23 protein-coding genes are annotated in these 25,453 nt (G+C 71.3%); 14 read left to right on the plus strand and 9 right to left on the minus strand.

Features of this window, described 5'->3' with window-relative positions; genetic code table 11:
• The first annotated feature begins 152 nt into the window (after nt 1-152).
• From B079_RS0109295 to B079_RS0109305, 3 genes are all read left to right on the plus strand, one after another.
• The gene (locus B079_RS0109295) at nt 153-368 is read left to right on the plus strand and encodes a hypothetical protein (RefSeq protein WP_018545514.1); all 216 of its coding nucleotides are present in this window, start codon (nt 153-155) and stop codon (nt 366-368) included.
• 125 nt (nt 369-493) lie between these two features.
• On the plus strand, nt 494-1,033 hold the full coding sequence (locus B079_RS0109300; RefSeq protein ID WP_018545515.1) for a cysteine hydrolase family protein: 540 nt from the start codon (nt 494-496) through the stop codon (nt 1,031-1,033).
• Nucleotides 1,030-1,935 carry a GlxA family transcriptional regulator gene (locus tag B079_RS0109305; RefSeq protein ID WP_018545516.1) on the plus strand — a complete coding sequence of 302 codons (906 nt, stop codon included), beginning with the start codon at nt 1,030-1,032 and terminating at the stop codon, nt 1,933-1,935. The genes B079_RS0109300 and B079_RS0109305 overlap by 4 nt, the downstream gene beginning before the upstream one ends.
• A gap of 106 nt (nt 1,936-2,041) precedes the next feature.
• Here the strand turns inward: B079_RS0109305 and B079_RS0109310 are convergent, their stop codons facing one another.
• The 3 genes from B079_RS0109310 to B079_RS0109320 all read right to left on the minus strand — a co-directional run bounded on the left by B079_RS0109310 (nt 2,042) and on the right by B079_RS0109320 (nt 4,611).
• Nucleotides 2,042-3,109: a S1C family serine protease gene (locus B079_RS0109310; RefSeq protein WP_026248510.1), complete on the minus strand. Its 1,068-nt coding sequence runs from the start codon at nt 3,107-3,109 to the stop codon at nt 2,042-2,044.
• 57 nt (nt 3,110-3,166) lie between these two features.
• Nucleotides 3,167-3,931, minus strand: a complete 765-nt coding sequence (locus B079_RS0109315) for a class I SAM-dependent methyltransferase (RefSeq protein ID WP_018545518.1) — start codon at nt 3,929-3,931, stop codon at nt 3,167-3,169.
• Nucleotides 3,932-4,014: 83 nt separating this feature from the next.
• Nucleotides 4,015-4,611 (minus strand): DUF3043 domain-containing protein, encoded by a 597-nt coding sequence (locus B079_RS0109320; protein ID WP_018545519.1) that lies wholly within the window; start codon nt 4,609-4,611, stop codon nt 4,015-4,017.
• Between the two features lie 310 nt (nt 4,612-4,921).
• Here B079_RS0109320 and B079_RS0109325 point away from each other — a divergent pair, with 310 nt between their 5' ends.
• Nucleotides 4,922-5,698 carry a PspA/IM30 family protein gene (locus B079_RS0109325; RefSeq protein ID WP_078495888.1) on the plus strand — a complete coding sequence of 259 codons (777 nt, stop codon included), beginning with the start codon at nt 4,922-4,924 and terminating at the stop codon, nt 5,696-5,698.
• 32 nt (nt 5,699-5,730) lie between these two features.
• Complete coding sequence (gene pspAA, locus B079_RS0109330; RefSeq protein WP_018545521.1) at nt 5,731-6,009, plus strand: PspA-associated protein PspAA; 279 nt, start codon at nt 5,731-5,733, stop codon at nt 6,007-6,009.
• Between the two features lie 30 nt (nt 6,010-6,039).
• Here the strand turns inward: pspAA and B079_RS0109335 are convergent, their stop codons facing one another.
• Nucleotides 6,040-7,431: a DUF3616 domain-containing protein gene (locus B079_RS0109335; protein WP_018545522.1), complete on the minus strand. Its 1,392-nt coding sequence runs from the start codon at nt 7,429-7,431 to the stop codon at nt 6,040-6,042.
• A gap of 244 nt (nt 7,432-7,675) precedes the next feature.
• On the opposite strand from B079_RS0109335, the gene B079_RS0109340 reads away from it, so the two are divergent.
• The 3 genes from B079_RS0109340 (at nt 7,676) to B079_RS0109350 (ending at nt 12,886) form a co-directional block, all read left to right on the plus strand.
• On the plus strand, nt 7,676-8,896 hold the full coding sequence (locus tag B079_RS0109340) for a sensor histidine kinase (RefSeq protein ID WP_018545523.1): 1,221 nt from the start codon (nt 7,676-7,678) through the stop codon (nt 8,894-8,896).
• The gene (locus B079_RS0109345) at nt 8,893-9,570 is read left to right on the plus strand and encodes a response regulator (protein WP_018545524.1); all 678 of its coding nucleotides are present in this window, start codon (nt 8,893-8,895) and stop codon (nt 9,568-9,570) included. Before B079_RS0109340 ends, B079_RS0109345 begins: the two co-directional genes overlap by 4 nt.
• Before the next feature lie 199 nt (nt 9,571-9,769).
• Entirely contained in the window at nt 9,770-12,886 is a 3,117-nt protein-coding gene (locus B079_RS0109350; protein ID WP_018545525.1) for an efflux RND transporter permease subunit, read from the plus strand.
• 92 nt (nt 12,887-12,978) lie between these two features.
• On the opposite strand, the gene B079_RS0109355 is transcribed toward B079_RS0109350, so the two are convergent.
• Both B079_RS0109355 and nadA read right to left on the minus strand, forming a co-directional pair.
• Nucleotides 12,979-13,557, minus strand: coding sequence for a Uma2 family endonuclease (locus tag B079_RS0109355; protein ID WP_018545526.1), 579 nt, complete (start codon nt 13,555-13,557; stop codon nt 12,979-12,981).
• Between the two features lie 148 nt (nt 13,558-13,705).
• A complete protein-coding gene (nadA, locus tag B079_RS0109360; RefSeq protein ID WP_018545527.1) occupies nt 13,706-14,890 on the minus strand; it encodes a quinolinate synthase NadA in 1,185 nt (394 codons plus the stop codon).
• A 264-nt stretch (nt 14,891-15,154) separates the two neighbouring features.
• Here nadA and erpA point away from each other — a divergent pair, with 264 nt between their 5' ends.
• Nucleotides 15,155-15,511, plus strand: a complete 357-nt coding sequence (gene erpA / locus B079_RS0109365; protein WP_018545528.1) for an iron-sulfur cluster insertion protein ErpA — start codon at nt 15,155-15,157, stop codon at nt 15,509-15,511.
• A gap of 104 nt (nt 15,512-15,615) precedes the next feature.
• Here the strand turns inward: erpA and B079_RS35770 are convergent, their stop codons facing one another.
• On the minus strand, nt 15,616-17,751 hold the full coding sequence (locus tag B079_RS35770; RefSeq protein ID WP_234016769.1) for a hypothetical protein: 2,136 nt from the start codon (nt 17,749-17,751) through the stop codon (nt 15,616-15,618).
• A 91-nt stretch (nt 17,752-17,842) separates the two neighbouring features.
• Nucleotides 17,843-18,052 carry a hypothetical protein gene (locus B079_RS0109375; protein WP_018545530.1) on the minus strand — a complete coding sequence of 70 codons (210 nt, stop codon included), beginning with the start codon at nt 18,050-18,052 and terminating at the stop codon, nt 17,843-17,845.
• 130 nt (nt 18,053-18,182) lie between these two features.
• Between B079_RS0109375 and B079_RS0109380 the strand changes: the two genes are divergently transcribed.
• Nucleotides 18,183-19,157: a carbohydrate kinase family protein gene (locus tag B079_RS0109380; protein ID WP_018545531.1), complete on the plus strand. Its 975-nt coding sequence runs from the start codon at nt 18,183-18,185 to the stop codon at nt 19,155-19,157.
• 114 nt (nt 19,158-19,271) lie between these two features.
• Here B079_RS0109380 and B079_RS0109385 read toward each other — a convergent pair whose 3' ends face one another.
• Nucleotides 19,272-20,648 carry a cysteine desulfurase/sulfurtransferase TusA family protein gene (locus B079_RS0109385; RefSeq protein ID WP_026248511.1) on the minus strand — a complete coding sequence of 459 codons (1,377 nt, stop codon included), beginning with the start codon at nt 20,646-20,648 and terminating at the stop codon, nt 19,272-19,274.
• 296 nt (nt 20,649-20,944) lie between these two features.
• Here B079_RS0109385 and coxB point away from each other — a divergent pair, with 296 nt between their 5' ends.
• From coxB to B079_RS0109405, 4 genes are all read left to right on the plus strand, one after another.
• On the plus strand, nt 20,945-21,904 hold the full coding sequence (gene coxB, locus B079_RS0109390; RefSeq protein WP_018545533.1) for a cytochrome c oxidase subunit II: 960 nt from the start codon (nt 20,945-20,947) through the stop codon (nt 21,902-21,904).
• Nucleotides 21,901-23,631, plus strand: coding sequence for a cytochrome c oxidase subunit I (gene ctaD / locus B079_RS0109395; RefSeq protein ID WP_018545534.1), 1,731 nt, complete (start codon nt 21,901-21,903; stop codon nt 23,629-23,631). The genes coxB and ctaD overlap by 4 nt, the downstream gene beginning before the upstream one ends.
• Nucleotides 23,628-24,026 carry a cytochrome c oxidase subunit 4 gene (locus B079_RS0109400; RefSeq protein ID WP_018545535.1) on the plus strand — a complete coding sequence of 133 codons (399 nt, stop codon included), beginning with the start codon at nt 23,628-23,630 and terminating at the stop codon, nt 24,024-24,026. The genes ctaD and B079_RS0109400 overlap by 4 nt, the downstream gene beginning before the upstream one ends.
• Before the next feature lie 145 nt (nt 24,027-24,171).
• Nucleotides 24,172-25,437: a L,D-transpeptidase gene (locus B079_RS0109405; protein WP_018545536.1), complete on the plus strand. Its 1,266-nt coding sequence runs from the start codon at nt 24,172-24,174 to the stop codon at nt 25,435-25,437.
• Nucleotides 25,438-25,453: the final 16 nt, after the last annotated feature.

The raw sequence follows: 25,453 nt of genomic DNA on the forward strand, positions 1-25,453 counted from the left end.
TGGCGCGGGGGGTGTCGGCGTGGGGCGTGCCGGTGTCCTGGCCGGGTGGCGCCCCCGCCGGGTGCCCTGGCCGGGTGATGATCCACGATCTCCTGTGACCGGCGCCGCCGAGCGCATACGCTGCCCGCAGCGTCGGATCGAAGGAGGCCCGCATGGCGGCATGGACGTGGCGGTTCGAGAAGGCCGACGGGACGGAGGTCCCGCCCGCGGTCGAACCGGAGGAGTTCACCACGCAGGGGGACGCCGAGTCCTGGATCGGCGAGCACTGGAAGGCGCTCCTGGAGGGCGGCGCGGACCAGGTGCGGCTGTTCGAGGAGAGCACCGAGATCTACGGCCCGATGAGCCTGAACGCGGATCAGACCGCGTAACCGGCCGCCCGTCAGGTCCCGGCGCGTCCGGGACCTGACCCCCTCCCGGCGCTGACCGGATCGTTCCGCACCCGGCCCCGATCGTGTCTGCCGAATCCATATGTCCCCAGGTCAGACTGGGTGACATGAAGCGAGCACTCATCGTCATCGATGTCCAGGAATCCTTCCGCGCCCGTCCGCTGTGGAAGGAGATCGGCAACCCCGAGATCGCCGAACCCGTCAACCGGCTCGTCCGGCTCGCCCGCGACCACGGCGACCTCGTCGTCTGGGTGCTGCACACCGAGCCCGGCAGCGGCGACGTCTTCGACCCCGACCTCGGCCACGTACGGCTCCTGGAAGAGCTGGAGCAGTCGCTGCCCGGGGAGCCGGTGCTGCGCAAGACCGCGCACAACGCGTTCACCACCACCAACCTCCAGCAGCTGCTGACCGAGGCGGGCGTGGGCGAGCTGTGGGTGTGCGGCATCCGCGCCGAACAGTGCGTCGAGACCACCGCCCGGCTCGGCAGCGACCTCGGCTACGAGGTCGTCTTCGTGGCCGACGCGACCACCACCAACCCCATCGGCGACCTCGACGTGGACGCCATCATGGAGCGCACCCAGGCCGTCCTGCGCGACCGCTTCGCCCGCATCGCCACCGTCGCGGAGCTGGCAGCATCGCCCGTATGACCCGCGTCGTCTTCGTCCTGCTGCCCGACGTCCACCTCCTCGACCTCGCCGGCCCTGCCCAGGTCTTCTCCACGGCGGCGGGCTTCGGGCAGCCGTACACCCTCGTCTACGTCGCCGAGTCCCCGCAGGTCACCAGCGCGCAGGGGCTCCCGCTCACGGCGCGGACGCAGTGGCCGCCCCTGGACCCCGGGGACCTGGTCGTCGTACCGGGCTGGCGCGCCCCCGCCCTGTGCGGCGGTCCCGCGCCCGGCGCCGCCCTGGTCGAGCGGCTGCGCGCGCACCACGCGGCGGGCGGCACCGTCGCCAGCGTCTGCGCCGGGGCGGAGGCGCTGGGCCGCGCGGGGCTGCTCGACGGGCGCCGCTGTACGACCCATCACGCGCTCCAGGACGAACTCGCCGCCCGCCACCCCCGGGCCACCGTCGTGCGGGACGTGCTCTTCACCACCGACGACCGCGTGGTCACCTCGGCGGGCATCGCCAGCGGGATCGATCTCGCGCTGCATCTGCTGGCGGTACGGCACGGGGCCGCGCTGGCCGCGCGGGTCGCTCGCGAGATGGTCATCTACGCGCGGCGTAACGGGGACGAGCCGCAGGCCAGCGCGATGCTGCGGCACCGGGGGCATCTGGACGACACGGCGCATCGGGTGCAGGACCTGATCGACGCGCGGTTCGCTGAGCGGTTGCCGTTGGAGCGGCTGGCCGCGCAGGTCGGCGTCAGCCCGCGGACGCTCACGCGGGTGTTCGGCCGGGCCACGGGGCTTACGCCGCTGCGGTATCAGCAGGCGCTTCGGGTCGAGCGGGCCGAGCATCTGATTGGGCATGGGGCGACTGTGGAGGCGGCGGCGCGGGAGGTCGGTTTCGACGATGCGCGGATGCTGCGCAGGCTTCGGCGGGGGGCCTAGGCGCCGTTGTCGCTTCCGTCGTCTTGCGGCTGGCCCGGCGTCGTGGCTTGTCGCGCAGTTCCCCGCGCCCCTTAAAAGCCTCGTGGCTCGGCCTGTTTGAAAGGGCTCACTGTTCGCCCAGGGTTACCTCTGTCGTTCGGTCCTTGCCGGACCTCAGGTAGGTCAGTTTTACCTGTTGGCCTGGTTTGTCGGCTGCCAGGGCTTCTGCCAGGGCTGTGACCGAGGTGATCGTGGTGTCGTCCAGGCGGGTGATGACGTCTCCGGTGCGCAGGCCCGCTCGGGCTGCGGGGCCGCCGGGGGTGACCGTGACCACGGCGGCGCCTACGGGGCGGTAGCTGTCGTCGACGACCGTGCGGGCGCTGATGCCGAGGGCGGCGCGGCCGGAGTCGGTGACCTTGCCGTGCTGGACGATCTGACCGGCGACCGTGCGGACCATGGAGGACGGGATGGCGAAGCCGATGCCGGGGGCCGAGCCGCCGCCCATGCCGGGGTCGGCGGCGGCGAGCGTCGGGATGCCGATGACCTGGCCGTCCAGGTCGACCAGCGCGCCCCCACTGTTGCCGGGGTTGATCGCGGCCGAGGTCTGCACCATGTTGGCGATGGTCGCGCCGGTGCCGCCGCCCTCGTCGCTCTCGCTGACCGTCCGCCCGGTCGCGGAGACGATGCCCTGGGTCACGCTGGAGGACAGCCCCAGCGGTGAGCCCATGGCCAGCACGATCTGGCCGACCTGCACCTTGTCGGAGTCCGCGAACTGAGCCGGTTTCAGCCCGGACGGCACCCGGTCCAGCTTGATCACCGCGAGATCCTGGTCGGGGTAGGAGTAGACCAGGCTCGCGGTCAGCTGGGCCTCACTGCTGGCCGTCGTCACCTTGAAGGTCTTCTCCGCGCCCACCACGTGCGCGTTGGTGACGATGTGCCCCTGGGAGTCGAAGACGATCCCCGAGCCCAGATCCCGGCTCGCCTGGATCTGGACGACCGAGGGCAGCGCTTCCTTGATCACCCGCTGGTACTGGTCCTGGAGCTGGTTCGCCACCTCGGGCAGCGCGGCCCGCGCGGCCGACGGCTCCACCGGAGCGGCGGCCGGTGCCGAACAGCCGGAACCGAGGACGGCGGAGCACACCAGCACGGCGGCCGGGGCCACCCGGCCGAGAGCGCGGGTACGGGAAGCGTCCATGACCCGAGTCTGAGCGCCCGGAGGCCGCACCGGCCCGCCGGATACGCCCGAACGGGCTCAGCCCCGAACCCCGCACAGGTGCAGCAGCGCCGCGACCCCCCGGTACGGATCCGTACGTCCCGCCCGCTCCTCCACGTCGAGCAGTCCGGGCACGTCCGCGGCCGGGTACGAGGACGGCGGGGCCGCCCCCGGGTCGTCCGCGTCGGCGAGGTCGGCGAACACGCCCACGCCGTACCAGGCGTGCAGCGGGGCGGCGATGCCGTCCAGGGTCGCGGTCAGCACCGCGAGGCGGTCGGCGCGGGGGCGGGGAGCGGGCTGCTCGGCCGGGCCCTCCCCGTCGGCCTCGGAGCGCGAGCGCGGCAGCAGGGCGGTGGCGTCGAGCGCGGCCAGGGCGCCCGTCCAGTCACCGGCCAGACCCGGCCGCATGGCGAGCGCGTCGCCGTTGCGCACGAGGAGCGAGAGCAGACCGCCGGGCGCGAGCATCCTGGCCAGACCCGCCACCAGCGGATCGGGCTCCTCCACCCGCATCAGCAGCCCGTGGCAGAGCACCACGTCGAAGCTGCCCGGCAGGAAGTGCACGCCGGTGTCCCGCCCGTCGCCGTGCACCAGCCGGACCCGCTCGCGCACGCCCTCCGGCTCGGCGGCCAGGTTCGCGCGCGCGGCGGCGATCACCACCGGGTCGTTCTCCACGCCGGTGACGTGATGGCCGATCCGGGCCAGCCTGAGCGCCCCCGCGCCCCGGCCCGTGCCCACGTCGAGCACCCGCAGCCGCCGCCCCAGGGCGAAGCGCGCCCCCAGCTGCTCGTCGAGCTGCCGGGTCACCAGTTCATGGCGTACGAGGTCACGCGGAACACCCGGTCCGCCCGGCCTGAGCCCGGCGGCGGGCCGGGGAGCTGCGTCTGCGCTCAGGGTCGCTCTCCGCGCTTGACCTGCGGCTTGGGCAGCCGGAGCCGGCGCATCTGGAGCGAGCGCATCAGGCCGTAGGCCACCGCGCCCCTGCGGTTGTCGTTCGGGAACCGCTGACCCAGCGCCTTGCGCAGCCGGACGCCGCTCCAGACCGAGTCGACCACGATGAGCACGATCACGATCAGCCACAGGATCAGCGCGATGCTCTGCAGCGCGGGAATCCGCACCACGCTCAGCACGAGGATCACGATGGCCGCGGGCAGGAAGTACTCCGCGACGTTGATCCGCGAGTCCACCCAGTCACGGGCGAACTTCCGGATCGGGCCCTTGTCGCGGGCGGGCAGGTACCGCTCGTCGCCGCCGGCCAGGGCCTTGCGCTGCCGCTCGAGAGCGGACCGGCGCTCCTCGCGCTGGCGCTTGGCCGCGTCCTTGCGGTTCGTCGGCGTACTGGCCACACTGCGCCGCTGGGACTGGGCCTCGCTCCGCTTGGGAGTGGGCCTGCCCTTCGGGGCCTGCGGGTCACGGGTCTGCTTGGAGTCGGTCACCTGCGCCTTGTCGGCGGGGGCCTTCTCTTCCTTGGCACGGCTACGGAACACAAAACCCAAGGGTACGGGCTTCCCGGCATGGACCCCAGCCCTCTGGGGAACGATCCGGCAACACCCGGCGTCTGTAGCAGGGACCGCACCGGGGGAACGACCGGGGGAAACAGGGGACGAACGGGACGTCACCCGGGGATCACCTACTCCTCACGCCGGAGCGGGGGCGTCCGCCCTCGTCCCTGGGGAGGAGAGCATGAGCGCCCGAACGGTGCGGTAATGGAGGCAGGGCCCGTACTGTGGGTTCTGTCGCAGGATCGGTGAGCTGGAGTCCGTCAGAAGGGGGCGCGCGAAGCCCATGAGCGGTGTCATGAAGCGTATGGGGATGATCTTCCGCGCGAAGGCGAACAAGGCCCTTGACCGGGCCGAGGACCCGCGCGAGACCCTTGACTACTCGTACCAGAAGCAGCTGGAGCTGCTGCAGAAGGTGCGCCGGGGCGTGGCCGACGTGGCGACCTCCCGCAAGCGCCTGGAGCTCCAGCTCAACCAGTTGCAGCAGCAGTCCGGGAAGCTGGAGGACCAGGGCCGCAAGGCGCTCGCGCTCGGCCGCGAGGACCTGGCCCGCGAGGCGCTGTCCCGGCGTGCCGCCCTCCAGCAGCAGGTCACCGACCTGGAGACGCAGCACGCGACCCTCCAGGGCGAGGAGGAGAAGCTGACGCTGGCCGCCCAGCGCCTGCAGGCCAAGGTGGACGCCTTCCGCACCAAGAAGGAGACCATCAAGGCCACCTACACCGCCGCCCAGGCGCAGACCCGCATCGGCGAGGCGTTCTCCGGCATCTCCGAGGAGATGGGCGACGTCGGCCTCGCGATCCAGCGTGCCGAGGACAAGACCGCCCAGCTCCAGGCCCGCGCCGGTGCCATCGACGAGCTGCTGGCCTCCGGTGCCCTGGACGACCAGTCCGGCATGGCCAAGGACGACATCCAGGCCGAGCTGGACCGGCTCTCCGGCGGTTCGGACGTGGAGCTGGAACTCCAGCGGATGAAGGCCGAGCTGGCCGGGGGCTCCCCGCAGCAGGCCATCGAGGGTGGCACCGGTCAGGGCCAGGCCCAGCAGCCGCAGGACACCCCGCGCTTCGACAAGCAGTAGCCCGCCGCCGGGACCGAGCCGAGGAGGCCGACGTGATCGTACGGATCATGGGCGAGGGGCAGGTGCGCGTCGACGACGCGCACTTCACCGAGCTGAACAAGCTGGACGACGAGCTGCTGGCCGAGATGGAGAGCGGTGACGAGGCGGGTTTCCGCCGTACGCTCACCGCCCTCCTGGACGCCGTCCGGGGCTTCGGCACCCCGCTGCCGGACGACGCCCTGGAGCCCTCCGAGCTGATCCTGCCCGCCCCGGACGCCACCCTGGAGGAGGTCCGGGAACTCCTCGGCGACGACGGACTGATCCCGGGCTGACCGGCAGGGCGGCCCGGGACCTGAGGGTCCTCAGTTCAGCGTGAACCATGTGGTGCGGGACTTCTGCCACTCCGGGTGGGAGAGGTCCTTCGCCTCGGTGCCGTCGCCGTAGAGGTCGGCGCTGCCGTCGTCGGTGATCAGCTGCACCCGGGCGCCGGGCGCCGACAGATCGGGCGTGGTCACGATGGACTCCCAGCCGCCCGCGTCGGCCGTCGGCAGGTCCAGCGCCTTCACCGGCTGGTGCGAGGGCACGCCGTCCCACCGGTACAGGGCGTAGGGCGCGCTGTTGTCCTCCGCCGCCCAGGACCCGGCCAGGATCAGATACTGCCCCTGGTCGTTACGGCGCAGATCGCGCACCGACAGACCGCCGAGGTCCAGTTCGACCGGGGTGCCGAAAGCCGCCTTCGTGCCGCGCGCCACCTGGTCCATGTTCGTCACCGGCACCAGCAGCGCCTTCCCGCCCTCCTGCGGCGGGACCAGCGGGGCACGGAAGCCCAGGTAGGCGGTGGTGGTGGAGCCGGGCGCGAACTCCAGGCCCTCCACGTTGAGGCCGTCCACCTGCTTCGGGGTCTGCCCGTCGGCGGTCGCGTGGGCGAAGCCGTACCGGTTGCCGTTGGCCTGGTCCCAGGCCACCAGGTCGTCGCGCAGCCGGTGGCCCGCGCTGCCCACGGTCACCGAGGTCGACGCGCCGGAGCCGGAGAGCGTGGTGGTGAAGACGGTGTTGCGGTCGGGCTTGTACTTGCCGTCCTTGTTGTTGCCGAGCGAGCCGGTCCAGTAGACGGTGTTCCCGACCCGGGTGCCGCCCTCGATGTCCACCTCCTTGTCGGCGCCCAGCGCGTCGCTCACGTCCCAGCTCTTCACCGGCGCCCCGGAGGCCGAACCGTCGTACAGGCGCAGGGTGTTGTCCTCGTCGTTGGCGACCAGGAGATAGCCGTTCCCGGCGTCCACGGCGGCCGAGGCGTCCGACGCGCCGGTCAGATAGCGCGCGTCGGCCGAGCGCTGGACGGACGGGGAGGCCGCGTAGTGCAGGGTCGCGGTGGCCGTCTTGCCGCCGAGCCCGGTCACCTTCAGGGTGAGGTCGGTGTACCCCTGCGCGCGGGCCGTCACCGCGACCGTACGGGTGCCGCCCGCGCCCGTGACCTGGACATCCCCGGTGCCCGCCACCGAGGACCTGCTCGTCTTGCTCGCGGCCACCGTGAGGTCGGCGGCGTCGGCGCCGCTCTGCGCGACCGTCGCCGTGACGACCGGGTCGCCGCTCGCGCCGACCGCGCCCGACAGATACCCGGCCGACAGCTTGATCGTCGGCGTCCCGTAGCTCGCGGCTGCCGCCGGGGCGGCCGGCAGCAGCGGGCCCGCCGCCGAGACCAGCGCGAGCGCGGCGGCCGTCCAGACGGTGCGGAGGGACGAGGGGTGAGGGCGCACGGAGGCCGCCTTTCGTCGACTGGACGCGTCCGGCCGCCTGGGCACGGACGCCGAGCAGAAGGCTGGGCCGGTACGGCCAACGCCAGGCGTCCGTCATGGATACCCAGGGCGAACACCGACCGACACCTGACGGTCCGTGGCGGGGTGTGGCGGTGCGTGGCGGGCGGGTCGGCGGGCGGTCGGCGTCCTGGGGGGAGGCCGGGACCGATTCCCGTATGCCCCCCGGCGCCCGTACTGTTCACCGGTGAGCACTCTCCAACGCGCCCGGTACGGAGCGCAGGCCCACCCCCTCGCACTGGACGGGGTCCTCGCCGGTCTGGTGCTGGTGTGCATGATCGGCGGTTCCTTCGCCTCGCCCCACGGTGAGCACGGGGTCGCCTGGGGCGAGCGCGCCCCGGACCCGCTCAGCCTGGTCCTCATGGTCGTCGGCGCCGTCGCGCTCGTGCTGCGCCGCCGCGCGCCCATGGCCGTCCTCGCCGTCACCGGCGTCTGCTCGCTGGTCGAGTGCGTCACCGGCGACCCGCGCGCCCCCGTCGTGATGTGCGCCGTCGTCGCCCTCTACACGGTGGCCTCCACCACCGGGCGGGCCACCACCTGGCGCGTCGCGCTGCTGGTGATGGCCGTGCTGACCGCCGCCGCGATGCTCGCCGGGCCACTGCCCTGGTACGCGCAGGAGAACCTCGCGATCATCGCCTGGACCGGCATCGGCGCCACCGCGGGCGACGCCGTACGCAGCCACCGCGCGTTCGTGCAGGCCATACGGGAGCGCGCCGAACGCGCCGAGCGCACCCGAGAGGAGGAGGCCCGCCGCCGGGTCGCCGAGGAACGGCTGCGCATCGCCCGCGAACTGCACGACGTGGTCGCCCACCACATCGCCCTGGTCAACGTGCAGGCCGGAGTCGCCGCCCACGTCATGGACAAGCGCCCCGACCAGGCCAAGGAAGCCCTCGCGCACGTCCGCTCGGCCAGCCGCTCCGCGCTCGGCGAGCTGCGCGCCACCGTCGGCCTGCTGCGCCAGTCCGGCGACCCGGCCGCCCCCACCGAACCCGCCCCCGGCCTGAGCCGCCTGGACGAGCTGGCGGGCACCTTCCGCAGCGCCGGGCTCCCGGTGGAGGTCGCCCGCGCCGACCAGGGCACCGAACTGCCCGCCGCCGTGGACCTCGCCGCCTACCGGATCGTCCAGGAGGCCCTGACCAACGCCCAGAAACACGCCGGGACCGGCGCCAAGGCCGAGGTCAGCGTCGTACGGGTCGGGCCGAACATCGAGGTCAGCGTGCTGGACAACGGGCCGGGCGTCACGAGCGCGCCGAGCGCGGGCGGCGGCCACGGGCTGCTCGGGATGCGCGAGCGGGTCACCGCGCTCGGCGGCACCCTGACCACCGGACCCCGCTTCGGCGGCGGCTTCCGCGTCCATGCCATCCTGCCGGTCAAGACCCGTACGACCGACCGGGAGGAGTCCGCGTGACGATCCGCGTCCTGCTGGCCGACGACCAGGCCCTGCTGCGCAGCGCGTTCCGGGTGCTGGTGGAGTCCGAGCCCGGCATGGCCGTCGTCGGGGAGGCGTCCGACGGCGCCGAGGCGGTACGGCTGGCCAAGGAGCGCGCCGCCGACGTGGTCCTCATGGACATCCGGATGCCCGGCACCGACGGACTCGCCGCCACCCGCATGATCGGCGCCGACCCCGACCTCGCCCGGGTCCGCGTGGTCATCCTGACCACCTTCGAGGCGGACGACTACGTGGTGGAGGCGCTGCGCGCGGGCGCCTCGGGATTCCTCGGCAAGGGCAGCGAGCCCGAGGAACTGCTCGCCGCGATCCGGCTGGCCGCCGACGGCGAGGCACTGCTCTCCCCGGCCGCCACCAAGGGCCTGATCGCCCGCTTCCTCGCCCAGGCCGACACCGCCGCCCCCGACCCGGTCCGCCTCGCCCGCCTGGACGCGCTCACCGGGCGTGAGCGCGAGGTGCTGGTCCAGGTGGCCGGGGGGCTCAGCAACGACGAGATCGCCGAGCGCCTGGAAGTCAGCCCGCTGACCGTGAAGACGCACGTCAACCGGGCCATGGCCAAGCTCGGCGCCCGCGACCGGGCCCAGCTGGTGGTCATCGCCTACGAGTCCGGGCTGGTACGTCCCCGGACGGAGTGACCTCCACCCGCGTGTACTGCGCGTGGAGTAGGAGGCGGGTAAGAGACGGGACCTGGGGCCTACGGAGCCGGGTCCGGCCATGGGCGAGGGTATGAGGTGGGCGCTTTTCCGTGCCCTTTTCCTTGCCCTTTCCGTGCCCGCACCGCTTCCGCGCCCGTCCCAGCAGCTTCTGCCGCTCACAGAAGAGAGACCCTGTCCCATGTCCTGGCTGTCCCGGTTCAGCCTGAAACAACGGGCCCTCGTCGGCCTGGTGTCCCTCGTCGCCCTGCTCTTCGGAGCCATCGCGATCCCCCAGATCAAACAGCAGCTCCTGCCCACCATCGACCTGCCCATGGTGTCGGTGATCGCGCCGTACCAGGGCGCCTCGCCCGACGTGGTCGAGAAGCAGGTCGTCGAGCCCATCGAGAACAACCTCCAGGGCGTCGACGGCATCACCGGTGTCACCTCCACCGCCTCCGAGGGCAACGCCGTGATCATGGCGTCCTTCGACTACGGCAACGACACCAAGCGGCTCGTCACCGACGTGCAGCAGGCCGTGAACCGGGCCCGGGGCCAGCTCCCGGACACCGTCGACCCGCAGGTCATCTCCGGCTCCACCGACGACATGCCCACCGTCGTCCTGGCCGCGTCCTCCGGCCAGGACCAGCAGGCGCTCGCCGACAAGCTGGACCGCACGGTCGTGCCCGCGCTGAAGGACATCGACGGCGTCGGCCGCGTCCAGGTCACCGGCGTCCGTGACGTCCAGGTGACGGTCACGCCGGACGACGCCAAGCTCGCCAAGGCCGGTCTGACCCCCGCCGCGCTGGTCCCCGCGCTGCAGGCGGGCGGCGCGACCGTCCCGGCCGGTTCCTTCGACGAGCAGGGCGCCAACCGCACCGTCCAGGTCGGCGGCGGCTACACCTCGCTGACCCAGCTCAAGGACCTGAGGATCACCGGCGAGCCGGGCGCCAAGCCCGTACGCCTCGGTGACGTGGCCAAGGTCGAGGAGCGTCCGGCGCCCGCGGACTCCCTCACCCGCACCGACGGGCGGCCCAGCCTCGCCGTCAACGTCACCATGGACCACGACGGCAGCGCCGTCGCCATCTCCCAGGCCGTCAAGGACAAGCTGCCGAAGCTGCGCACCGACCTCGGTTCGGACGCCAAGCTCACCGTCGTCAGCGACCAGGGCCCGGCGGTCTCCAAGGCCATCGACGGCCTGACCACCGAGGGCGCCCTCGGTCTGCTCTTCGCGGTCCTGATCATCCTGGTCTTCCTGGCCTCGGTCCGCTCCACCCTGGTCACCGCGGTCTCCATCCCGCTGTCCGTGGTCCTCGCGCTGATCGTGCTGTGGACGCGCGGCCTGTCCCTGAACATGCTCACCCTGGGCGCGCTGACCATCGCCATCGGCCGGGTCGTCGACGACTCGATCGTGGTCCTGGAGAACATCAAGCGTCACCTCGGCTACGGCGAGGAGCGCGGCCAGGCCATCATCGGCGCGGTGCGCGAGGTGGCCGGAGCGGTCACCTCCTCCACCCTCACCACGGTCGCCGTCTTCCTGCCGATCGGCCTGGTCGGCGGCATGGTGGGCGCCCTGTTCGGCTCCTTCAGCATCACCGTGACGGCGGCCCTGCTGGCCTCCCTGCTGGTGTCGCTGACGGTCGTGCCGGTGCTGTCGTACTGGTTCCTGCGCGCCCCCAAGGGCACCCCCGAGGACGCCGAGGAGGCGCGCCGCCGGGCCGAGGCGAAGGAGTCGAACAGCCGTCTCCAGCGGGCCTACGTCCCGGTCCTGCGGTTCGCGACCCGGCGCCGTCTCACCAGTGTGCTGATCGCGGTGGTCGTGCTGCTCGGCACCTTCGGGATGTCCGGGCTGCTGAAGACGAACTTCTTCGACCAGGGCGAGCAGCAGGTCCTCACGGTCAAGCAGACCCTGAAGCCCGGCACCAGCCTGGAGGCCACCGACGCGCAGGCCAAGCGGGTGGAGAAGCTGCTCGGCTCGCTGAAGGGCGTCAAGGACTACCAGGTCACCATCGGCTCCTCCGGCTTCATGGCGGCCTTCGGCGGCGGCACCGACACCAACCAGGCGTCGTACCAGGTCATGCTGAAGGACGGGGCGTCCTTCAGCGACGTGCAGAAGCACCTGACGGACGGGCTCGCCAAGCTCGACGGCATCGGCACGACCACCGTGTCCGGCGGCGGCGGCTTCGGCAACCAGGACCTCAGCGTCGTCGTCAAGGCGGCCGACCCGGCCACCCTGAAGACCGCCGCCGAGAAGGTCCGCTCCACCGTGGCGGGCCTGGCCGACGTCACCGACGTGACCAGCGACCTCTCGCAGAGCGTGCCGCGCATCTCGGTCAAGGCCAACGACAAGGCCGCCGCGGCCGGGTTCGACCAGCAGAAGCTGGGCGGCGCCGTCGCGCAGGCCGTCCGCGGCACCCCCGCGGGCAAGGCGATCCTGGACGACACCGAGCGCGACATCGTGGTGCGCTCGGCCAAGCCCGCGACCACGCTGGCCCAGCTGAAGAACCTGAACCTGGGCCGGGTCAAGCTCGGTGACGTCGCGACGGTCAAGCTGGTCGACGGCCCCGTGTCGATGACCCGTATCGACGGCCAGCGCGCCGCGACGATCAAGGGCCGCCCGACCGGGGACAACACCGGCGCGGTCAGCACCCAGCTCCAGTCCAAGCTGAAGACGCTGAAGCTCCCCGCGGGCGCCACGGCCGAGATCGGCGGTGTCTCCTCCGACCAGGACGACGCGTTCAAGAACCTGGGCCTGGCCATGCTGGCGGCCATCGCGATCGTGTTCATGCTGCTGGTGGCGACGTTCCGCTCGCTGGCCCAGCCGCTGATCCTGCTGGTCTCCATCCCGTTCGCGGCGACCGGCGCGCTCGGCCTCCTCATCGTCACCGGCACCCCGATGGGCGTCCCGGCGATGATCGGCATGCTGATGCTCATCGGCATCGTGGTCACCAACGCGATCGTGCTGATCGACCTGATCAACCAGTACCGGTCCCAGGGCTACGGCGTCGTCGAGGCCGTGATCGAGGGCGGACGCCACCGGCTGCGCCCGATCCTCATGACGGCCCTGGCGACGATCTTCGCCCTGCTCCCGATGGCCCTCGGCGTCACCGGCCAGGGCGGCTTCATCGCCCAGCCGCTCGCCGTCGTCGTCATCGGCGGCCTGATCACCTCCACCCTCCTCACCCTCCTCCTCGTCCCGACGCTCTACGCGATGCTCGAACTCCGCAAGGAACGCCGCGCGGCAAAGAAGGCGGCAAAGAAGGCGACCCCGACAGAGCCGGAGACTTCGGCGGACGAGCCGGAGCCGGTGAAGGTGTAGCCGACTGGTCCGGATGTGACGTCCGGACGCGGAAAAGGCCCGGCCCGCACGATCGTGCGGGCCGGGCCTCTCTGTCTGCCGCCGTCAGAGCCTCAGAGGAAGTCCGTCGTGTCCAGCTCGAAGCCGAAGGGGTCCGGGAGCGCGAGGGACGTGCCGAACGGGACGGTGCAGAGCTGGCGATAGTCATCGCTCCCCGGATCGCTGAACAGCGTGATCGAGGAGGCGTCCCGGTCCACCAGCAGGTACAGGGGGATCCCGGCACGCGCGTAACCGTGACGCTTGGCCTCGCGGTCCGTCCGGGGCTTGCTGGACGTCACTTCGAGCACCAAGACGACGCCGTCGCAGGGCATCCAGGACTCGGCGCCGCGGTAGAGCCGCAGCGCGGTGGGCGCGAAGGTGCCGTCCGGGATCACATGGTCCTTCGGGTCGCGCTCCGCGCTTTTCAGCAGCAGGCCCTTGTTTCCGGAGAACTGCATATCGGTCCGGGACCGCCTGATCACCTGGCTCACGATCAGTCCGATGTAGTCCTCGTGGTCCCCGTCGGGCGGCGGTGTCACAACGATCTCCCCCTCGATCAGCTCGGCACGGAAGCCCTCGGGGGTGTCCAGGGACAGGAAGATGTCCAGCAGTCCCTCAGCCGGCGTGGTCGGCTCATGCGCGACGGCAGTCATGTCACGCCCCTCCTTCGGTCGTTCGCCAGACTGGGACACCGGAAGATCACCTGTCCATGAGATCGGGAACCGTTCCCCCGATCGTGGCACGAAAGGGGCGCTTCCCGACACCGGGAAGCGCCCCTGACCCACGTACAGATGAAGGTTCTTACGGCAGCGCCAGCATCCGCTCAAGCGCCAGCTTCGCGAACGCCTCCGTTTCGCGGTCCACCTCGATGCGGTTGACCAGGGTGCCCTCGGCCAGGGACTCCAGGGTCCAGACCAGGTGGGGGAGGTCGATGCGGTTCATGGTGGAGCAGAAGCAGACCGTGCGGTCGAGGAAGACGATCTCCTTGTCCTCGGCCGCGAAACGATTCGCCAGGCGGCGGACGAGGTTCAGCTCGGTGCCGATCGCCCACTTGGAACCGGCCGGAGCCGCCTCCAGGGTCTTGATGATGTGCTCCGTCGAGCCGACGTGGTCGGCCGCGGCCACGACCTCGTACCGGCACTCGGGGTGGACCAGCACATTGATCCCGGGCACCCGCGCGCGGACGTCCTCGACCGACTCCAGGGTGAAGCGGCCGTGCACGGAGCAGTGGCCGCGCCACAGGATCATCTTGGCGTCGCGCAGCTGCTGGGCGGTCAGGCCGCCGTTCGGCTTGTGCGGGTTGTAGACGACGCAGTCCTCCAGGGACATGCCCATCTCCCGCACGGCGGTGTTGCGCCCGAGGTGCTGGTCGGGCAGGAACAGCACCTTCTCGCCCTGCTCGAAGGCCCAGTCCAGGGCCCGCTTCGCGTTGGACGACGTGCAGATCGTGCCGCCGTGCTTGCCGGTGAACGCCTTGATGTCGGCCGAAGAGTTCATGTACGACACCGGCACGACCTGCTCGGCCACGCCCGCCTCGGTCAGCACGTCCCAGCACTCGGCGACCTGCTCGGCCGTCGCCATGTCGGCCATGGAGCAGCCCGCGGCGAGGTCGGGCAGGACGACCTTCTGGTCGTCGGAGGTGAGGATGTCGGCCGACTCGGCCATGAAGTGCACACCGCAGAAGACGATGTACTCGGCCTCCGGACGCGCGGCGGCGTCCCGGGCCAGCTTGAAGGAGTCGCCCGTGACGTCCGCGAACTGGATGACCTCGTCACGCTGGTAGTGGTGGCCGAGGACGAAGACCTTGCTTCCGAGCTTCGCCTTCGCGGCGCGGGCGCGCTCGACGAGGTCCGGGTCGGAGGGCGCGGGCAGATCGCCGGGGCATTCGACGCCCCGCTCGCTCTTCGGGTCGGCGCCGCGGCCGAGCAGCAGCAGGGCGAGCGGGGACGGCTGGACATCGAGCTGCGGGGTCTGGGCGGTGGTCACGACACCTACCCTTTCTAGTTTTCGTCTAACTGACGTTATCTATGATAACCGCTTCACGTCACTTTGACGATGGCGATAGCGTCCATGTGACGTGAATCCCGGTCCCGTTCGCAGCCGGGCCGCTGTCCCCCCTCCCCGCCGTGTGCGAGCATGAAGAGAGAAGCGAAAACGCGGCAACGCGCCCGCCCGGCCCGGAATGAATCGGCCGACGCGCCGGTTGCACTGCTCGAAAAGCAGTCTCCGTACGACTTGGGAGAGATGTAGATGTCCGTATCGGACGAGACCAGCACCGTCACCGACGGCATCATCCTGACCGACGCCGCCGCGTCGAAGGTCAAGGCCCTGCTCGACCAGGAAGGCCGCGACGACCTCGCGCTGCGCGTCGCCGTCCAGCCCGGCGGCTGCTCCGGCCTGCGCTACCAGCTCTTCTTCGACGAGCGCTCGCTCGACGGCGACGTCGTGAAGGACTTCGGCGGCGTCAAGGTCGTCACCGACCGCATGAGCGCGCCCTACCTGATCGGCGCCACCGTCGACTTCGTGGACACGATCGAGAAGCAGGGCTTCACGATCGACAACCCGAACGCGACCGGCTCCTGCGCCTGCGGCGACTCCTTCAGCTGACCGGGCCCGGCCCGACACGACGAGGCGGCGGCCCCCGACCGGGGGTCCGCCGCCTCGCGCGTTCGCGCGCCGCGGTCGCCTCGCGGATTCCCGCCTCGCGGTGACTACTTCGCGGGGCCGCCCAGCGACTCCGCCTCCGGCACGCGCCCGCCGTCCTCCGCGACGACCGTCCGCCCGGCGAGCGGCGCGTCCAGCCGTACGGTCTCGGCGAACTCCTTCGCCATCAGCACGCACACCTTGCCCGGCCGGGGATGCTCGGTGACCGACACCGTCACGCGCCCCGCGCTCTCCCGTACGGCCGCGCGGTGCTCGGCGCAGACACCGCCCAGGAACCGGACGGTCAGCTCACGGCCGTGCGCGCTGTAGGCCCCCACCTTCACGGACCGCGCGCCCGACACCGAGGACGAGGACAGGGACGGCCGCGGTGAGGGCGCGGCCAGATACTTCGGGTCCACCGCCGGGTACGTCACGGTGAACGTGCCGCGCGCCGCCGCACCCCGCACCTGGTACAGCCACGACGGCACCAGCGCCTCCCGGCCGTCCACCGCGTGCGCGGCGAGCCCGAACACCGCCTTCTCCACGGTCAGCCGGTCACCCTTCGGCGCCCCCGGGGACGCGTCCGCGCCGCACGGCTGCTCCAGCCGGTCCTTCAGCGGCTCCGGCGTCGCGCAGCCCCCGATGCCCATCCGATGCCCCTCCGGCTGCGCCGAGTTGAGCAGCGCGAGGGTCTTGTCCGCGCTCAGTACGGGATATTCGGCGCCCTTGTCGGGTACGGCCAGCATTCCGTGCCCGCCGACGATCTCGCCCCGCTCGTCCACGGTCAGCCCGGTCGTCCAGCCGTAGGTCGGCAGCCCGCCCACGACCGGCTCGGCGTTCACCACCCGCCGGGCGCCCATGACCTGGCTCGCGTCGGTCTTCGCATCGTCCTGCCCGAGCGCCTTCAGCACCGGCGCGACCACCTGCCGCGCCTTCGCCACGCTCACCGCGTCGGCGGCCGGGGCGACGGGGTCCTGTGCGCACACGTCCGCCTTGGGGCAGTTGTCGGTCCCGGGCGTGTACCGGCTGAACGACCATCCGCCCGTCGCACCCCCCGCCACCCGCAGCACCGGCTCACCCGCGTGCCCGCCGACCCGCCATCCGTCCCCGTCCGCCACCGGCGCCCCGTCGACCTCCAGCGCCCGCGCCAGCCGCACCACGGCGTCCTTCCCGACGGCACCCTCCGGGACGTGCACGGCCGCCGACCCGGGCCCCTCGGGCAGCTTTCCCTCGGCCACGTACCGCACCCCGTACGGATTCGCTTCCCCGGGCGCGATCCCCGCCGGGCTCTCCGTGGCCCCCGCACTCCACCCGTCCAGCACGAGCGGCGGGGGAGTGCCCCCGGCCCCGGCCGACCCGGGCTCACTGTCACCCCCCAGCCCGGACGCGAGCCAGGCCCCTCCGCCGCCCAGCGCCAGTACGGCGGCGGCCACGGACGCGACGACGAGGGCGGTACGGGGGCGGCGTTCATCCGAGTGGGGCGCGGCCGGGTGGGTGGATTCTCCGGGGTGCGGGATCTCGGCGCCCCGGGCGGATTCCGGCTCCGGTACCTGAGCGGGCCGCGCGGCCACGCCCTTGAGCGCCGCCTCCGGCTCCGCAGCCGCGCCCGCTGCCTCGGGCTTCGCGTCTGCCTCTACGTCGGCGCCCGCGCCCGCCGATCCCGGCTCCGCTGCAGCGCCAGCGCCCGCGTCCGTCGCCTCCGGCTCCGCAGCAGCGCCTGTTCCCGCTGTGTCCTGGTTCGCGGCTGCCTTCGACTCCGCGCTCGCAGCCACGCCCGGCTCCGCGTCCGCGCCCGCCGCGCCGGTGGCTGCGGCCTCCGGGTCCGCGTCCGCGTCTGTCGCGTCGGCCTTCGCCGTGTCTGCCGACTCAGCCGTCGCCCTCGCGTCCGCTGCCCTCGGTGGCGCCGACGCGACCGCGCCCTTCGCCTCCGCAGGCCCGCCCGCCGCGTCCGCGGTTCCCGGCTTCGCCTCCGCACGGGTGGCTGCTGCCTCCGGCCTCGCTGCCGCGCCAGCGTCCGTCGGCCCCGCGCTCACGCCCGCGTCCGTCGTATCCGACAGCGTCGTACCCGACCCTGCGGCGCCCGCCGACTCCGCCGCTGTGCCCGCGCCTGCGCCCGCCGCACGCCGATCCACCTCCGCCCGCTCCGGGGCCGGGACGGGGGTGTCCTCGGGGGTCTCGGGGTGTTCGGGTCGCTCGGGGTTCACCGCATCGCTCCTCGCCGGTCCGTGTCCCGTGTCGCGGGACGGCGGTGGGACGGGGGAGGGGGGCGCGCGGTTCCCTTTCGTGCGCCCCGGCTCAGTCGCCGTAGTCCGGCATGGCGTCCACGAGGCGGGCCGAGCGGGGCGGGACGCGTACGCCGTGGATCGAGGACGGCGGGACCGGACGGGCGGAGAGGTCCGCCGACGGCGGCCAGTGCGGGGCCATCCGGGCGCAGTCGCCGCGCAGGGCGGCGAGACCGCCGTCGAGGTCGGCCGGGGTGGGGGAGTCGCCCCTGAGGTTCGTCATGCCCGCACCGTAGGCACGCGGGCGGCGGTGAAGAAAGATCTACTATCGGGTAGTTTTCACTGCTTCAGCGGCTGCCCGGAACCGGGTAGCGTGAACTGTCACCTCCCCTTCCGCCAGGAGAACGCCCGTCGTGCGCATCGCAGTCACCGGCTCCATCGCCACCGACCACCTCATGACCTTCCCCGGCCGCTTCGCCGACCAGTTCGTCGCGGACCAGCTGCACACGGTCTCGCTCTCCTTCCTGGTCGACAACCTGGACGTCCGCCGGGGCGGCGTCGGCGCGAACATCGCCTTCGGCATGGGCCAGCTCGGCACCCGCCCGATCCTGGTCGGCGCCGCGGGCTTCGACTTCGACGAGTACCGCGCCTGGCTGGAGCGCCACGGCGTGGACACCGAGTCCGTCCGCATCTCCGAGACCCTGCACACCGCCCGCTTCGTGTGCACCACGGACGCCGACCACAACCAGATCGGCTCCTTCTACACCGGCGCCATGAGCGAGGCCCGCCTCATCGAGCTGAAGACGGTCGCGGACCGCGTCGGCGGCCTGGACCTCGTCCTGATCGGCGCCGACGACCCCGAGGCGATGCTCCGCCACACCGAGGAGTGCCGCTCCCGCGCCATCCCCTTCGCCGCCGACTTCTCCCAGCAGATCGCCCGCATGGAGGGCGAGGAGATCCGGATACTGCTGGACGGCGCCACGTACCTGTTCTCCAACGAGTACGAGAAGGGCCTGATCGAGGCCAAGACCGGCTGGACCGACGAGCAGATCCTCGCCAAGGTCGGCCACCGCGTCACCACCCTCGGCTCGCGCGGCGTCCGCATCGAGCGGGTCGGCGAGGACCCGATCGAGGTCGGCTGCCCCGACGAGGAGCGCAAGTCCGACCCCACCGGCGTGGGCGACGCCTTCCGCGCCGGCTTCCTCTCCGGCCTCGCCTGGGGCGTCTCCCTGGAGCGTGCGGCGCAGGTCGGCTGCATGCTGGCGACGCTGGTCATCGAGACGGTCGGCACGCAGGAGTACCAGTTGCGCCGTGCGCACTTCATGGACCGGTTCACCAAGGCGTACGGGGACGAGGCGGCGGCCGAGGTTCGCGAGCACCTGGGCTGAGTTTGCGTGTGCGTGTGCGTGTGCCTCGACGGGTCCGTGGTTGGCTGCGGGTCCGTCGGGGCTGGTCGCGCAGTTCCCCGCGCCCCTAGAGGTTGGCTGCCCTGCCGTTCCTTGTCAGCTCACCCGGCGCACGATGTACGCCGTTCCCCTGGCCGCCGCCTTCTCGCCCACGTACTCCTGCCCCCGCATCGCGCACCACGCCGGGATGTCCAGCCGGGCCGCCTCGTCGTCCGAGAGGACCCGTACTGTGCCGCCCACCGGTACGTCCCCGATGACCTTGGCCAGCTCGATGACGGGGATCGGGCACCGCTTGCCCAGGGAGTCCACCACCAGCTCCGCCGCGCGCACCGACGTCTCCGGGGCGGGCGCCCCCAGTTGCTCCCGGACCCGGGCCACCACGCCGGGCAGCACGTCGAGGAACCGCTCCACGTCCGCCTCCGCCACGCCCGGCGGCAGCGACACGCGGACGTTGCCCTCGCTCAGCACTCCCATCGCCTTGAGCACATGGCTGGGCTCCAGCGTGCCGCTCGTGCACGAGGACCCCGAGGAGACCGCGAAGCCCTCCCGGTCCAGCTCGTGCAGCAGCGCCTCGCCGTCCACGTAGAGACAGGAGAAGGTGACGATCCCGGGCAGTCGCCGTACCGGATCGCCCACCACCTCCACGTCCGGCACCAGCTGGGGCACCCGCGCCCGCACCCGCTCGGTCAGCTCGCGCAGCCGTACCGCCTCCGCGTCCGCCTCGGCCTGTACGGCGCGCAGCGCGGCCACCGCCGCGACGATCGCCGGGATGTTCCCGAAGTCCGCCGCGCGCCCCGACCGCCCCTCCTCGCGCGGCCCTTGGGGCTGGAAGCGCACCCCCTTGCGCACCACGAGCAGCCCCACCCCGGCGGGCCCGCCCCACTTGCGCGCACTGGCCGTCAGCAGCGACCAGTCACCCTCGACTTCCCCCCACCCCAGCGACTGCGCGGCATCCACCAGCAACGGCACCCCCGCGGCCCGGCACACCTCGGCCACCTCGGCCACCGGCTGCACGGTCCCCACCTCGTGATTGGCGGACTGCAGACACGCCAGCGCGGTGTCCGCCCGCAGCGCGTCCCCGTACCCACCCACCGAGACGGCACCCCCACGGTCGACGGAGACCCGACTCACCGACCCCCCGTCGGCCTCCCACGCTTCCGCCGAATGGAGTACAGAGGAATGTTCGACCCCTGACACGATGAGGTGACGCCCCGTCCGCCGCCGCCCCGCCAACGCCCCCGCGATCCCGTGTCGTACGGCCTCGGTCCCGGACGAGGTGAACACCACCTCATCAGCCCGGCACCCCACCACCTCCGCAGCCGCCTCCCGAGCCGCATCCACGAGCACCCGAGCCCGCCGCCCCTCCCGGTAAACCCGCCCAGGATCAGCCCACCCCTCCTCAAGAGAGGCCACCAGAGCCTGCCGGGCAACAGGATGAAGCGGAGCAACGGAAGCAGCGTCGAAGTAACTCACACAGCAACGTTAAAACGAGGGATGAGCACCGAAGGGGCGCGGGGAACTGCGCGAACGACCCCCCAGCCACCCGCACACGCCCCCAAACACCAACAACCCACGGCGATTAGGCGCACCCGAACACTCCCCGAAACGACCCGACGACGCGTATGCCCCCCTCCCCGCGAACCGCCGGAGGCCGTCGGCTAGGGTTTGGTCCGCATAAACATCCAAACCCCTGCCCGACGCAGGGCGGCGACCGACCAGCGAGAAGGCCGCAGCCGACCGCGCGGGCGAGACTCTCGGGAAGGCGCTACGTGAGTCCCAACGGCTCCGACCGCTCGCCGCGGCGCCCGATGCGGCGGAAGCTGCTGCAGGCACTGACCGCGGGCCTGGTCCTGGCGACCGCCACCGGTTGCACATACAAGGACTTCCCCCGCCTTGGTATGCCCACCCCGACCACGGAAGAGGCTCCCCGCATCCTCTCCCTGTGGCAGGGCTCCTGGGCCGCCGCGCTCGCTACCGGCGTGCTGGTGTGGGGCCTGATCCTGTGGAGCGTCATGTTCCACCGGCGCAGCCGCACCAAGGTCGAGGTTCCGCCGCAGACGCGGTACAACATGCCCATCGAGGCGCTGTACACGGTGGTCCCGATCATCATCGTCTCCGTGCTGTTCTACTTCACGGCACGTGACGAGTCGAAGCTCCTCAGCCTGGAGAAGAAGCCCGACGTCACGGTCAACGTGGTCGGCTTCCAGTGGAGCTGGGGCTTCAACTACATCGAGAACGTCCCGGGCTCCACCGGGAACCCCAAGACCGACCCGAACCTGGCCGCCATCCCGGACCGGTTCACGAAGGCATTCCCGGCGGACGCCGGCGGTGTCTACGACGTCGGCACCCCGGGTACGCGGAACCCGCAGACCAACAACCCCGGTCCGACGCTCTGGCTCCCGAAGGGCAAGACGGTCCGCTTCATCCTCACCTCGCGTGACGTCATCCACTCTTTCTGGGTGGTGCCGTTCCTGATGAAGCAGGACGTCATCCCGGGCCACACCAACGCCTTCCAGGTGACTCCCAACCACGAGGGCACCTTCCTCGGCAAGTGTGCCGAGCTGTGCGGCGTCGACCACTCCCGGATGCTGTTCAACGTGAAGGTCGTCTCCCCCGAGCGGTACGAGCAGCACCTCAAGGACCTCGCCAAGAAGGGGCAGACCGGTTACATTCCCGCCGGCATCGCGCAGACGAGCCACGAGAAGAACCGGGAGACGAACAACCTGTGAGCATCCTCAACGAACCCCAGGGTGCCGCCGCAGCCGACGCGTCCGATAGCGAGCTGCTGGTCAGGCGCAAGGAGCCCGGCAATGTCGTGGTGAAGTGGCTGACGACCACCGACCACAAGACGATCGGCACGCTCTACCTCGCGACGTCGTTCGCGTTCTTCCTCATCGGTGGTGTGCTGGCGCTGCTCATGCGCGCCGAGCTGGCCCGTCCGGGTCTGCAGATCGTCTCCAATGAGCAGTTCAACCAGGCGTTCACGATGCACGGCACCGTGATGCTGCTGATGTTCGCGACGCCGCTGTTCGCCGGTTTCGCGAACTGGATCATGCCGCTGCAGATCGGCGCGCCCGACGTGGCGTTCCCGCGGCTGAACATGTTCGCCTACTGGCTCTACCTGTTCGGCTCGCTCATCGCGGTGGGCGGCTTCCTCACCCCGCAGGGTGCGGCCGACTTCGGCTGGTTCGCCTACTCCCCGCTGTCGGACGCGGTCCGGTCGCCGGGTGTCGGCGCCGACATGTGGATCATGGGTCTGGCCTTCTCCGGCTTCGGCACGATCCTCGGTTCGGTCAACTTCATCACCACGATCATCTGCATGCGCGCTCCGGGCATGACGATGTTCCGCATGCCGATCTTCGTGTGGAACGTGCTGCTGACCGGTGTCCTGGTCCTGCTGGCCTTCCCGGTGCTGGCCGCCGCGCTGTTCGCCCTGGAGGCGGACCGCAAGTTCGGTGCCCATGTCTTCGACGCCGCCAACGGCGGGGCATTGCTATGGCAACACCTCTTCTGGTTCTTCGGCCATCCAGAGGTGTACATCATCGCCCTACCGTTCTTCGGCATCATCTCCGAGATCATCCCGGTGTTCTCGCGCAAGCCGATGTTCGGCTACATGGGCCTGATCGCCGCCACGATCGGCATCGCCGGTCTGTCCGTGACCGTGTGGGCGCACCACATGTACGTCACCGGCGGTGTGCTGCTGCCGTTCTTCTCCTTCATGACCTTCCTGATCGCGGTCCCGACCGGTGTGAAGTTCTTCAACTGGATCGGCACCATGTGGAAGGGCTCACTGTCCTTCGAGACACCGATGCTCTGGACGACCGGCTTCCTGATCACCTTCGTGTTCGGTGGTCTGACCGGTGTCATCCTGGCCTCGCCCCCGATGGACTTCCACGTCTCCGACTCGTACTTCGTGGTGGCGCACTTCCACTACGTGGTCTTCGGTACGGTCGTCTTCGCGATGTTCGCGGGCTTCCACTTCTGGTGGCCCAAGTTCACCGGCAAGATGCTGGACGAGCGCCTGGGCAAGATCACCTTCTGGACGCTGTTCATCGGCTTCCACGGCACCTTCCTGGTCCAGCACTGGCTGGGCGCCGAGGGCATGCCGCGCCGGTACGCCGACTATCTGGCGGCCGACGGCTTCACCGCCCTGAACACCGTCTCGACCATCGCCTCGTTCCTGCTGGGCCTGTCGATCCTGCCGTTCCTCTACAACGTGTGGAAGACGGCCAAGTACGGCAAGCCGGTCGGCGTGGACGACCCGTGGGGCTACGGCCGTTCGCTGGAGTGGGCGACCTCCTGCCCGCCGCCGCGGCACAACTTCCTCACCCTGCCGCGGATTCGCAGCGAATCCCCGGCGTTCGACCTGCACCACCCCGAGATCGCCGCGCTGGAGCAGCTTGAGCACGCCGGTCACGGCGCCGCCATCGCGGGCAGCAAGGAGGCCGGCAAGTGAAGATCCAGGGCCGGATGTTCATCTGGCTGAGCTTCTTCGTCCTGATCATGGCCGTCGTGTACGGCGTGTGGTCGAAGGAGCCGGCCGGCACCACGGCGCTCTTCCTGGCCTTCGGCCTGTGCATCATGATCGGCTTCTACCTGGGCTTCACCGCCCGGCGGGTCGACGCGGGTGCGCAGGACGACAAGGAGGCCGACGTCTCGGACGGCGCGGGCGAGCTGGGCTTCTTCAGCCCGCACAGCTGGCAGCCGCTCTCCCTGGCGGTCGGCGGCGCCCTGGCCTTCCTCGGTATCGCGGTCGGCTGGTGGCTGGTCTACTTCGCGGCGCCGATCATCCTGGTCGGCCTGTTCGGCTGGGTCTTCGAGTACTACCGCGGTGAGAACCGCACCCAGTAGGACCGCCCCGTAACACAGCGCTGAGCGCACCGGGAGCCCGGACACTCCGTCAGGAGGGTCCGGGCTCCTCCGTTTGCCGCAGTGTCCGTCCCTCGTCCGAGGTACGCGCCGCGCATCCGGACTTTTCGCCTCATAACGTAATCATATGAATCACACTGCGCGGACCCGCACTGTCGTCAGCTGCACCCTGCTGGTGGCCGCCCTCGGCGCGGGCGTCACCGGCTGCGGCTCGGACGGCAACGCAGCCCTGGCGACCAAGCCGTACGACGCGGCGGGCCAGATCTCCTTCACCGGCCCCACCGAGGCGGGCAAGCGGGTCGACCCGGACAAGCCCCTGGAAGTCACCCTGAAGAGCGGCGAGGGCCGGATCACGGACGTCACCGCCCGGGACGCCGCGGGGCGCTATGTGACGGGCGAACTCGCCGCCGACGGTGGTCGCTGGCACAGCACCTCCCCGCTGGCCGCCGACGCCCATTACACGGTCCAGGTCAGCACCGAGGACGACGACGGCGCCCCCGGCCGCAAGGTGCTCACCTTCGACACCACCAAGACCACGGGCAAGAAGACCCTGGGCGTCACCTTCGGGCCCGAGGCGGGCGAGTACGGCGTCGGACAGCCCATCACCGCCCAGCTCGACCAGGAGGTCAAGGACAAGGCGCAGCGGGCCATCGTGGAGCGGGGCCTCAGGGTCGAGTCGGTGCCCGCCGTGCAGGGCTCCTGGTACTGGGTCAGCGACAAGGAACTCCACTACCGGCCCAAGGAGTACTGGCCCGCCCACGCCACCGTCCAGGTGCACAGCAACCTGGACGGCATCAAGGTCAACGACAAGCTCTCCGGCGGCAAGAGCAAGGACCTGAAGATCACCACCGGCGACCGCATCGAGGCCATCACGGACGCCGCCACCCACCAGCTGACGTTCTACAAGAACGGCCAGGAGCTCAACACCATCCCGGTCACCACCGGGAAGCCCGGCTTCGAGACCCGCAACGGCGTCAAGGTGGTCCTGGAGAAGCAGTACTTCGTACGGATGCGCGGCACCACCGTCGGCATCGCCGAGGGCACCTCCGACTCCTACGACCTGCCGGTCTACTACGCCACCCGGGTGACCTGGTCCGGCGAGTACGTGCACGCCGCGCCCTGGTCCGTGGGCTCCCAGGGCTACGCCAACGTCAGCCACGGCTGCGTCGGCATGAGCACCTCGAACGCCGAGTGGTTCTTCGACCACGTACGCCCCGGCGACATCGTCAAGGTCATCAACTCGGGCGGCCACGGCATGGAGTCGTTCGGCAACGGCTTCGGCGACTGGAACCTGGACTGGAAGAAGTGGAGCGCGGGCAGCGCCCTGACCGGCGGCGCCAGCGCCCCCGTCAACCCGCAGGACGCGGTGCGGCTGCGCCCCGCGGCGGCCTGAGTGGCACCGCGGGAGC

This window comes from Streptomyces sp. LaPpAH-108 (assembly GCF_000373625.1).
Lineage (GTDB): Bacteria > Actinomycetota > Actinomycetes > Streptomycetales > Streptomycetaceae > Streptomyces.

Excerpts from the sequence above, each read along its gene's own strand:
- B079_RS0109295 (WP_018545514.1), top strand. The coding sequence starts at position 153 with ATGGCGGCATGGACGTGGCGGTTCGAGAAGGCCGACGGGACGGAGGTC.
- B079_RS0109300 (WP_018545515.1), top strand. The coding sequence starts at position 494 with ATGAAGCGAGCACTCATCGTCATCGATGTCCAGGAATCCTTCCGCGCC.
- B079_RS0109305 (WP_018545516.1), top strand. The coding sequence starts at position 1,030 with ATGACCCGCGTCGTCTTCGTCCTGCTGCCCGACGTCCACCTCCTCGAC.
- B079_RS0109310 (WP_026248510.1), bottom strand. The coding sequence starts at position 3,109 with ATGGACGCTTCCCGTACCCGCGCTCTCGGCCGGGTGGCCCCGGCCGCC.
- B079_RS0109325 (WP_078495888.1), top strand. The coding sequence starts at position 4,922 with ATGAAGCGTATGGGGATGATCTTCCGCGCGAAGGCGAACAAGGCCCTT.
- B079_RS0109350 (WP_018545525.1), top strand. The coding sequence starts at position 9,770 with ATGTCCTGGCTGTCCCGGTTCAGCCTGAAACAACGGGCCCTCGTCGGC.
- B079_RS0109355 (WP_018545526.1), bottom strand. The coding sequence starts at position 13,557 with ATGACTGCCGTCGCGCATGAGCCGACCACGCCGGCTGAGGGACTGCTG.
- erpA (WP_018545528.1), top strand. The coding sequence starts at position 15,155 with ATGTCCGTATCGGACGAGACCAGCACCGTCACCGACGGCATCATCCTG.
- B079_RS0109375 (WP_018545530.1), bottom strand. The coding sequence starts at position 18,052 with ATGACGAACCTCAGGGGCGACTCCCCCACCCCGGCCGACCTCGACGGC.
- B079_RS0109405 (WP_018545536.1), top strand. The coding sequence starts at position 24,172 with ATGAATCACACTGCGCGGACCCGCACTGTCGTCAGCTGCACCCTGCTG.